This is a genomic window from Kribbella sp. NPDC054772 (assembly GCF_053611945.1).
This window is the reverse complement of sequence record NZ_JBSHBJ010000041.1, coordinates 65402-72750: the sequence shown is the minus strand read 5'-3', so window position 1 is coordinate 72750 and position 7349 is coordinate 65402. Positions and strand designations below refer to the sequence as shown.

Sequence of the window (7349 nt, the reverse complement as noted above, 5' to 3'; positions counted from 1 at the left end):
ACGCTCGACTGGGACACCCCAGCCGAGCGTTTGCGTGATCTACTCACCACCTAGAACCCAAGGCGGTGTTGCGACGACCCCTTGAAACCGCCAGAACCGGGGGCCTGTTGGAGTGCTGCGGGGTCAGTCCTCGTCGGACTTGCCGGCTTCGAGGTTGGTTTTGATCAGGTCCATGACGGTGGAGTCGGCGAGGGTGGTGACGTCGCCGACCTCGCGGTTCTCGGCGACGTCGCGGAGCAGGCGGCGCATGATCTTGCCGGAGCGGGTCTTCGGGAGTTCCGACACGACCATGATCTGCCGCGGCTTCGCGATCGGGCCGATCTCCTTCGCGACGTGGTTGCGGAGTTCCTGGACCACGTCCGGTCCGCCGTCGCCGGCCTCGGAGCGGAGGATCACGAACGCCGCGATCGCCTGCCCGGTGGTCGGGTCGGAGGCGCCGACGACGGCCGCCTCGGCGACCTTCGGGTGCGACACCAGGGCCGACTCGATCTCGGTCGTCGACAGCCGGTGCCCCGACACGTTCATCACGTCGTCGACCCGGCCGAGCAGCCAGATGTCGCCGTCCTCATCCTTCTTGGCGCCGTCACCGGCGAAGTACATCCCCGGGAACCGCGACCAGTACGTGTCCACGAACCGCTGGTCGTCGCCCCACAGGGTCCGCAGCATCGCCGGCCACGGCTTGGTGATCACGAGGTACCCGCCGGAGCCGTCCGGCACCGGCTGACCCGCGTCGTCGACGACGTCGACATTCACGCCCGGGATCGCCCGCATCGCGGCCCCCGGCTTGCCGGCCGTCACGCCGGGCAGCGGCGAGATCATGTGCATGCCGGTCTCGGTCTGCCACCAGGTGTCGACGACCGGCGCGTTGTTGCCGCCGATGTGCTCGCGGTACCAGACGTACGCCTCGGGGTTGATCGGCTCACCGACGGACCCGATCACCCGCAGCGACGACAGGTCGAACTTCGCCGGGACCTCGGCGCCCCACTTCATGAACGTCCGGATCGCGGTCGGCGCGCAGTACAGGATCGACACCTTGTACTTCTGCACGATCTCCCACCAGCGGCCCTGGTGCGGCGTGTCCGGCGTACCTTCGTACAGCACCGAGGTGGTCGCGTTCGCGAGGGCGCCGTACACGATGTAGCTGTGCCCGGTGACCCACCCGATGTCGGCGGCGGTCCAGTAGACGTCGGTGTCCGGCTTGAGGTCGAACACACCCCACTGCGTGTACGACGTGCCGACCAGGTACCCGCCGGTCGTGTGCAGGATGCCCTTCGGCTTGCCGGTGCTGCCCGAGGTGTACATCACATACAGCGGGTGCTCGGCGTCGAACGCCTCCGGCGCGTGCTCGGTCGACTGCTTGCCGACGAAGTCCTGCCACCAGAGGTCGCGGCCCTCGGTCATCGCGGTGTCCTGGCCGGTGCGCTTCACCACGACCACGTTGCGGACGTCCGGGCAGTCCACCAGCGCGGCGTCCACGGCCGGCTTCAGCGCCGCCGCCGCGCCCCGGCGGTAGCCGCCGTCGGAGGTGATCACGACGCGCGCGTCGCAGTCCAGGATCCGGTCCTTCAGCGCCTCGGACGAGAAGCCGCCGAAGATCACCGTGTGCGGGGCGCCGATCCGGGCGCAGGCGAGCATCGCGACCACGGTCTCGGGGATCATCGGCATGTAGATGGCGACGATGTCGCCGGCCTTGACGTTCAGCTCGAGCAGCGCGTTCGCGGCCTGGCTGACCTCGTCCTTGAGCTGCGCGTAGGTGATCTCGCGGGTGTCACCGGGCTCACCCTCGAAGTAGTACGCGACCTTGTCACCGAGGCCGTTCTCGACGTGCCGGTCGACACAGTTGTACGCCGCGTTGAGCTTGCCGTCGGCGTACCACTTGGCGAACGGCGGGTTGCTCCAGTCCAGCGTCTCGGTCGGCTCGGTGGCCCACGTCAGCCGCTTGGCCTGCTCGGCCCAGAACCCCTCGAGGTCGGCCGCGGCCTTCTCGTACGCGTCGGCCTTCAGGTTGGCGTTCGCGGCGAGCTCGGCGGGCGGCTCGAACCGGCGCTCCTCGTGCATCAGGTTCGACAGTGCCTCGGACGGGGCCCCGGACGGCGCACCGGGCTGGGGTGACTCTGCATTCGTCACGTCGACGACTCCTCCTCGCTGGCTTCGGCGCGCTGGAGCGCCCGGCTACCTTTCTACCAACGCAGACCTTGCCACGGAACCGGTGTCTCGACGAGCCGTTTCGAATCTGCGCCGAACAGGACCAATTCCGGGCCGAGCGGCGGCTGGTTCTCAGGCAATCCGGATCTCAGGCAATCCGGCGGACGGCGGAACCAAACGGGTGCGGTGTGCATCGGAGGTGGTATGAACCCGACGCAGCCGACGCCGATGCGGACCGCCGTGACCGACGAGGGCCGGAAGATCTCGCGGGCCGCCCGGCGCCGGGTGCACGCGCGCGAGCTGCGGGTCCGGCGGACCCAGAAGGACGCCCGCGCCCAGCTGCCGACCTGGTAGTTCTCGACCTGGTAACTCCCGGCCGGCTAGCTCTCGACCGGGGTGCGGCTACTCCTGGTGATAGGCGAGGAGTTTGCCGAGGATCGATCGCAGCCGGGTCCGGTCGGTGGCGGACAGCGGGGCGAAGATCTCCTCCTGCGCCTTGCCGATCAGGTTCGTCAGCCGCCGGTACTGGCGCTTGCCGGCCGTGGTGATCGTGATGATGTTGCGGCGACCGTCGGCCGGGTCGGGGCTGCGCTCGACGTAGCCCTCCTCCTCCAGCTCGTTGAGGGCGGCAACCACATCGCTGCGGTCGATGAAACTGCGCCGCCCGAGCGTGGCCTGACTGGCCGGACCGAACTCCACCAGGGTCGCGAGCAGCCGATAGTGGTACGCCCGCGCACCTCCTGAGGCGAACGACTCGGTGACGATCCGGTGTGCCTGGGCCGCACTCTGGGTCAGCAACCAGCTCGGCAACTGGGCCAGGGCGTTCGGGGTCTGCTCGTCCACCCGCGCAGTCTAGGGGCTGAGGGGTTCCTTCCCCGCGATCCCAGCGTTGGCGCCACCTACGATTCGCGCGCGTCCAGGAGCTCGTCCCAGTGTTCCTCGGCCCACCCACAGAACGCCCGGAGCGGCTCGAGCAGGCTCCGACCGAGGTCCGTGAGCTCGTACGTGACCCGCCGGACCGGCTCGGCGTACTCGATCCGGCGGACGAATCCGTCCCGCTCCAGCGACCGCAACGACCGGGTCAGCATCTTCGGGCTGACCCGGGCCAGCGGGATCCGCAGCTCGGAGTACCGCCGCGGGCCGTCCTCCAGACAGCGCAGCACCAGCGCCGCCCACTTGTCGCCGCCGACCCGGAACGGCAGCAGCGTCGACGGGCAGATCTCCTCGAACATGTCCGCTCGGAGCGCCTCCATACCCACCACGGTAGCCAAGGTATCCAATCGGAAACCACCCTCCCGCCTACCGTCGCCGTACCCATTCCAAGGAGGTTGCGGTGAGCAAGGTTCTGGTGATCGGCGCCCGCGGACGAACCGGCCGGGCGGCGGTCGAGGAGGCCCGCGGACGAGGCCACGAGGTGGTCGGTGTCGCCCGTACGGCGGATGCGCGGGAGGCGGGCGTCGCCGTCGGGGACGTGACAGACGCGGGGCGGATCGCGGAGTTGGCGGCGGGCCGGGACGCGGTGATCGCGGCGGTCTACGACGGCGGCAGCGACCCGGCCGTGTTCTTCCCGGCGGCGGCGCGAGCGCTCGTCGACGGGCTGGAGAAGGCCGGGGCACGACGGCTCGTCTGGGTCGGTCTCGCCTCGATCCTCCCAACCGCCGACGGCACGCTGCTGATGGACGCAGCGGACTACCCGGGCGAGTACCGATCGTTCTTCCTCGCCCACCAGGCGGCCCTCGACGTCTTCGCGGCCTCGTCCCTCGACTGGGTCTCGATCGCACCGACCGGCGACTTCGACCACGCCGATCCGTCCCTCAAGGGCGGCTACCGGGTCGCCCCGGCGAACGCCGGCGACCTGATCTCGTACGCCGACCTCGCGGTCGCGCTCGTCGACGAGGTGGACCACCCGGCCCACCATCGGACGGCGATCGGGGTAGTGGTCTAGTCGGGCTGCTCGCGGCGGCCGGCGGGCGGACGATAGGTTCGGCGTATGGCTGGGGCGGAGGAGTACTTGGGCAAGGCGTTGGCGATCGCGCAGCACGCGGCCGAGACGCAACTGGGAGCGATCCGGGTCGCGGCGGGCCTGGTCGCCGACGCGCTCGCCGGCGGGAAACGGTTCTGGGTGTTCGGCACCGGGCACAGCCACGCGCTGGCCGAGGAGGTCTACGGACGAGCCGGCGGGCTGGCCGACGTACGGGCGATCCTCGAACCCGGACTGATGCTGCACGAGGGCCTGCAGAAGAGCTCGCTGCTCGAACGCCTGCCGGGTCTCGCCGCGGTCCTGCTCGAGATCAACGACCTCGAGGCCGGCGACGTCGTCCTGATCGCGTCGAACTCCGGACGCAACGCCGTACCCGTCGAGTTCGCCCTCGGCGCTCGCGAACGCGGCGCCCAGATCATCGCGCTGACCTCGCTGGCCCACTCCAATGCGACCACGTCCCGCGCGCCCGGCGGTCAGCGCCTCTTCGAGACCGCCGACGTGGTCATCGACAACTGCGGCGTCCCCGGCGACGCCCTGATCGAGGTCCCCGGCGCAGGCGAACCCACCGGCGCCACCTCCACGATGATCGGCGCCCTGCTCCTGCAGGCCCTCACCGTGGAGATCGTCACTCGCCTGACCGAACGCGGTCAGACCCCGAACATCCTCCGCAGCCTGAACGTGTAGCGATGCAGCCTGAGCGTGTAGCGATCAGGTGGCGCGGTAGGCGACGGTGATGTCGTAGCGGTCGGAGCGGTAGACCGACCGGCCGAACTCGATCACCTGGTCGCTCGCGGTGCGCGGCGCCGAGGTGATGATCAGGCACGGGGTGGTGCGGTCGATCTCGAGGAGCTCAGCGTCGCCCGGCTCCGGCGGGGCGGCGACGATGGAGGCGGAGACCATGCCGAGGCTCACGCCGTACCGCGTGGAGAGCTCGGTGTAGAGGCTCTTCTCGGCGAAGTCGATCTCGTCGAGACCCGGGTAGCGCTGCAGGGACAGGGCCGTGCGCTCGACCGCCATCGGCTCACCGTCCGCGGTGCGGAGGCGGACGAGGTGCAGGACGGGGGTACCGATCGGCTCCTCGAGCTCGCGGGCGAGGTCTTCGTCGGCCGCGCCGACGCGGTGCTCGAGGACCTTGGCGCCGGGCTGAATGCCACGGTTCGCCATGTCCTGGCTGAACGAAGAGGCAAGCATCCGGGACGGGCGCGGCTCGGCGACGAACGTGCCGCCACCGGGGCGGCGATTGGCCAGGCCCTCGGCGACCACCCGGTCCACCTCCTGGCGGACCGTCATCCGAGCGACACCGAAGCGCTCGGCCAGGACCCGTTCGGACGGCAGCACGGTGCCGACGGCCAGCGAGCGGGTGAGGTTCTCCAGAATCTCGCGAATCTGGTCACCCTTCGGGCGATCGGTCCGCAGCTCGGTGGGGAGCTCGGCGAGATCGCCTGGGTTGTTCCGTGGGCGGGCCATGAGGTCAGTATCCCTGGGAATTTGCCCGGCAAACCGGTTGCCGGGGGACGCGGGCCGCGGTGTGTCGTACCGCGCAAGCCGCTCGCGACCACAACGTCGCGAACGACCTTCTCAGCCGACTGTAACGTCCACGGCCGTCTCACGGCCAGTGACGATCCACAGGCCCAGCCAATTCACAGCGCGGGTAGTTTTAACGCTATGACCCCGGCACAGTTCGCACAGGAGACGTCGACGACCGGCGAGTGGAAACGGCAGGGCAACAGATTCACCGGCCGGATCAGCCGGGAGTCCACCGCGGCTCCCGGCGCGGGACCGGACGACCAGGGCCGCTGGCCGGTCGAGTCGGGGCGGTACCGGCTGATCGTGAGCCTCGCCTGCCCGTGGGCGCACCGGTCGGTGATCGTCCGCCGGCTGCTCGGCCTGGAGGACGCGATCAGCCTCGGGGTGGTCGACCCGATCCGCGACGAGCGCGGCTGGCGCTTCACGCTGGACCCGGCCGGCCGCGACCCGGTGCTCGGGATCGAGTTCCTCTCCGACGCCTACCACCGCACCGACCCGGCGTACGACGGCCGCGTGACCGTGCCCGCGATCATCGACACCTTGACCGGCGAAGTGGTCACGAACGACTACCCGCAGATCACTCTCGATCTCTCCACGGAGTGGACCGACTTCCACCGCCCGGACGCGCCGCAACTCATCCCGGCGGACGACGCCGCGAGGGCTGAGATGGATCAGCTGATCGAAGAGATCTACCGGGACGTGAACAACGGCGTCTACCGCTGCGGGTTCGCCACGGGTCAGGAGGCGTACGAGGCGGCGTACGACGCTCTGTTCGCGCGGCTCGACGTACTGGAGGAGCGGCTCGCGGACCGGGAGTACCTGCTCGGCGACACCCTGCGCGAGGTGGACATCCGTTTGTTCACGACGCTGGTCCGCTTCGACGCGGTGTACCACGGGCATTTCAAGTGCAACCGGCAGAAGGTGACCGAGTTCCCGAACCTCTGGGCGTACGCGCGCCGGCTCTACCAGCTCCCCGGCTTCGGCGAGACCGTCGACTTCGACCAGATCAAGCGGCACTACTACGTCACCCACGACACCATCAACCCGACGGGCATCGTCCCGAAGGGCCCGGACCCGTCGGTCTGGCTCAGTTAGCCAGAGCGGTCAGCGCGGCAGTCACGGCCGACCGCAGTTGCGCTCGCGTCGCCCCGGACCGCGAGCGCAGGTTCACGGCATACGCGAGCAGGGTCAGCATCTCCGCCGCTCCCTCGACCTCGACCCCGGAGCGCAACTCCCCGTTGCTCTGAGCAACCTTCAAGGCCGCGGCCAGCGAATCCCGCAGTACGTCGTGATGCTCGGTCAGCACCGCCCGTACGGCGTCCGGCGGGTTCTCGGCGTTCGCGTTCGACATCATGCAGCCCCAGCCGGCGTACTCGCCGGAGAGCCGTAGCCGCAGCAGCTCGTCGAAGAACGCGCGCACCGCCACCAGCCCCCGGCGGTCGGCGGCGAGCTCGTCGAACATCGGCCGGGACCGGTGCTCGAGGTACCGGCGGGCGGCCGCCGCGTACAGGGCGTCCTTGCCGCCGAACGCGTTGTAGAGGCTCGACCGGCTGAGCCCGGTCGCCGCGACCACGTCCTGGATCCCGGTCGCCGCGCTTCCGCGCCGCCAGAACAGCTGCTCGACGACGGCCAGCGCCGCGGCCTCGTCGAAGTGTTTGACATCCGGCATACCCAGCATCATATCTTGGAACGACCG

At 69.8% G+C, this 7349-nt stretch carries 9 protein-coding genes; 4 read left to right on the top strand and 5 right to left on the bottom strand.

Annotated elements, in window-relative coordinates:
- Positions 1 to 123: 123 nt before the first annotated feature.
- Positions 124 to 2127, bottom strand: coding sequence for an acetate--CoA ligase (acs, locus tag ACWGID_RS37355; protein ID WP_452204087.1), 2004 nt, complete (start codon positions 2125 to 2127; stop codon positions 124 to 126).
- Between the two features lie 222 nt (positions 2128 to 2349).
- Here acs and ACWGID_RS37350 point away from each other — a divergent pair, with 222 nt between their 5' ends.
- Positions 2350 to 2499, top strand: a complete 150-nt coding sequence (locus tag ACWGID_RS37350; RefSeq protein WP_452204086.1) for a hypothetical protein — start codon at positions 2350 to 2352, stop codon at positions 2497 to 2499.
- Positions 2500 to 2547: 48 nt separating this feature from the next.
- On the opposite strand, the gene ACWGID_RS37345 is transcribed toward ACWGID_RS37350, so the two are convergent.
- Positions 2548 to 2988 carry a MarR family winged helix-turn-helix transcriptional regulator gene (locus ACWGID_RS37345; RefSeq protein ID WP_452204085.1) on the bottom strand — a complete coding sequence of 147 codons (441 nt, stop codon included), beginning with the start codon at positions 2986 to 2988 and terminating at the stop codon, positions 2548 to 2550.
- A 56-nt stretch (positions 2989 to 3044) separates the two neighbouring features.
- Entirely contained in the window at positions 3045 to 3398 is a 354-nt protein-coding gene (locus tag ACWGID_RS37340) for a winged helix-turn-helix transcriptional regulator (RefSeq protein WP_452204084.1), read from the bottom strand.
- 80 nt (positions 3399 to 3478) lie between these two features.
- Here ACWGID_RS37340 and ACWGID_RS37335 point away from each other — a divergent pair, with 80 nt between their 5' ends.
- On the top strand, positions 3479 to 4090 hold the full coding sequence (locus ACWGID_RS37335; protein ID WP_452204083.1) for an NAD(P)-dependent oxidoreductase: 612 nt from the start codon (positions 3479 to 3481) through the stop codon (positions 4088 to 4090).
- A gap of 45 nt (positions 4091 to 4135) precedes the next feature.
- Entirely contained in the window at positions 4136 to 4810 is a 675-nt protein-coding gene (locus ACWGID_RS37330; RefSeq protein WP_452204082.1) for a sugar isomerase domain-containing protein, read from the top strand.
- A gap of 24 nt (positions 4811 to 4834) precedes the next feature.
- On the opposite strand, the gene ACWGID_RS37325 is transcribed toward ACWGID_RS37330, so the two are convergent.
- Positions 4835 to 5593, bottom strand: coding sequence for a GntR family transcriptional regulator (locus tag ACWGID_RS37325; protein WP_452204081.1), 759 nt, complete (start codon positions 5591 to 5593; stop codon positions 4835 to 4837).
- Positions 5594 to 5791: 198 nt separating this feature from the next.
- Between ACWGID_RS37325 and ACWGID_RS37320 the strand changes: the two genes are divergently transcribed.
- Positions 5792 to 6748, top strand: coding sequence for a glutathione S-transferase family protein (locus tag ACWGID_RS37320; protein WP_452204080.1), 957 nt, complete (start codon positions 5792 to 5794; stop codon positions 6746 to 6748).
- Here ACWGID_RS37320 and ACWGID_RS37315 read toward each other — a convergent pair.
- Positions 6741 to 7322: a TetR/AcrR family transcriptional regulator gene (locus tag ACWGID_RS37315; protein WP_452204079.1), complete on the bottom strand. Its 582-nt coding sequence runs from the start codon at positions 7320 to 7322 to the stop codon at positions 6741 to 6743. The genes ACWGID_RS37320 and ACWGID_RS37315 overlap by 8 nt on opposite strands.
- Between the last annotated feature and the right edge of the window lie 27 nt (positions 7323 to 7349).

What these genes read in the sequence shown, in the direction of transcription:
- ACWGID_RS37330 (WP_452204082.1), top strand. Translation starts at nt 4,136, where the DNA reads ATGGCTGGGGCGGAGGAGTACTTGGGCAAGGCGTTGGCGATCGCGCAG.
- ACWGID_RS37350 (WP_452204086.1), top strand. Translation starts at nt 2,350, where the DNA reads ATGAACCCGACGCAGCCGACGCCGATGCGGACCGCCGTGACCGACGAG.
- ACWGID_RS37315 (WP_452204079.1), bottom strand. Translation starts at nt 7,322, where the DNA reads ATGCCGGATGTCAAACACTTCGACGAGGCCGCGGCGCTGGCCGTCGTC.
- ACWGID_RS37340 (WP_452204084.1), bottom strand. Translation starts at nt 3,398, where the DNA reads ATGGAGGCGCTCCGAGCGGACATGTTCGAGGAGATCTGCCCGTCGACG.
- ACWGID_RS37320 (WP_452204080.1), top strand. Translation starts at nt 5,792, where the DNA reads ATGACCCCGGCACAGTTCGCACAGGAGACGTCGACGACCGGCGAGTGG.
- ACWGID_RS37325 (WP_452204081.1), bottom strand. Translation starts at nt 5,593, where the DNA reads ATGGCCCGCCCACGGAACAACCCAGGCGATCTCGCCGAGCTCCCCACC.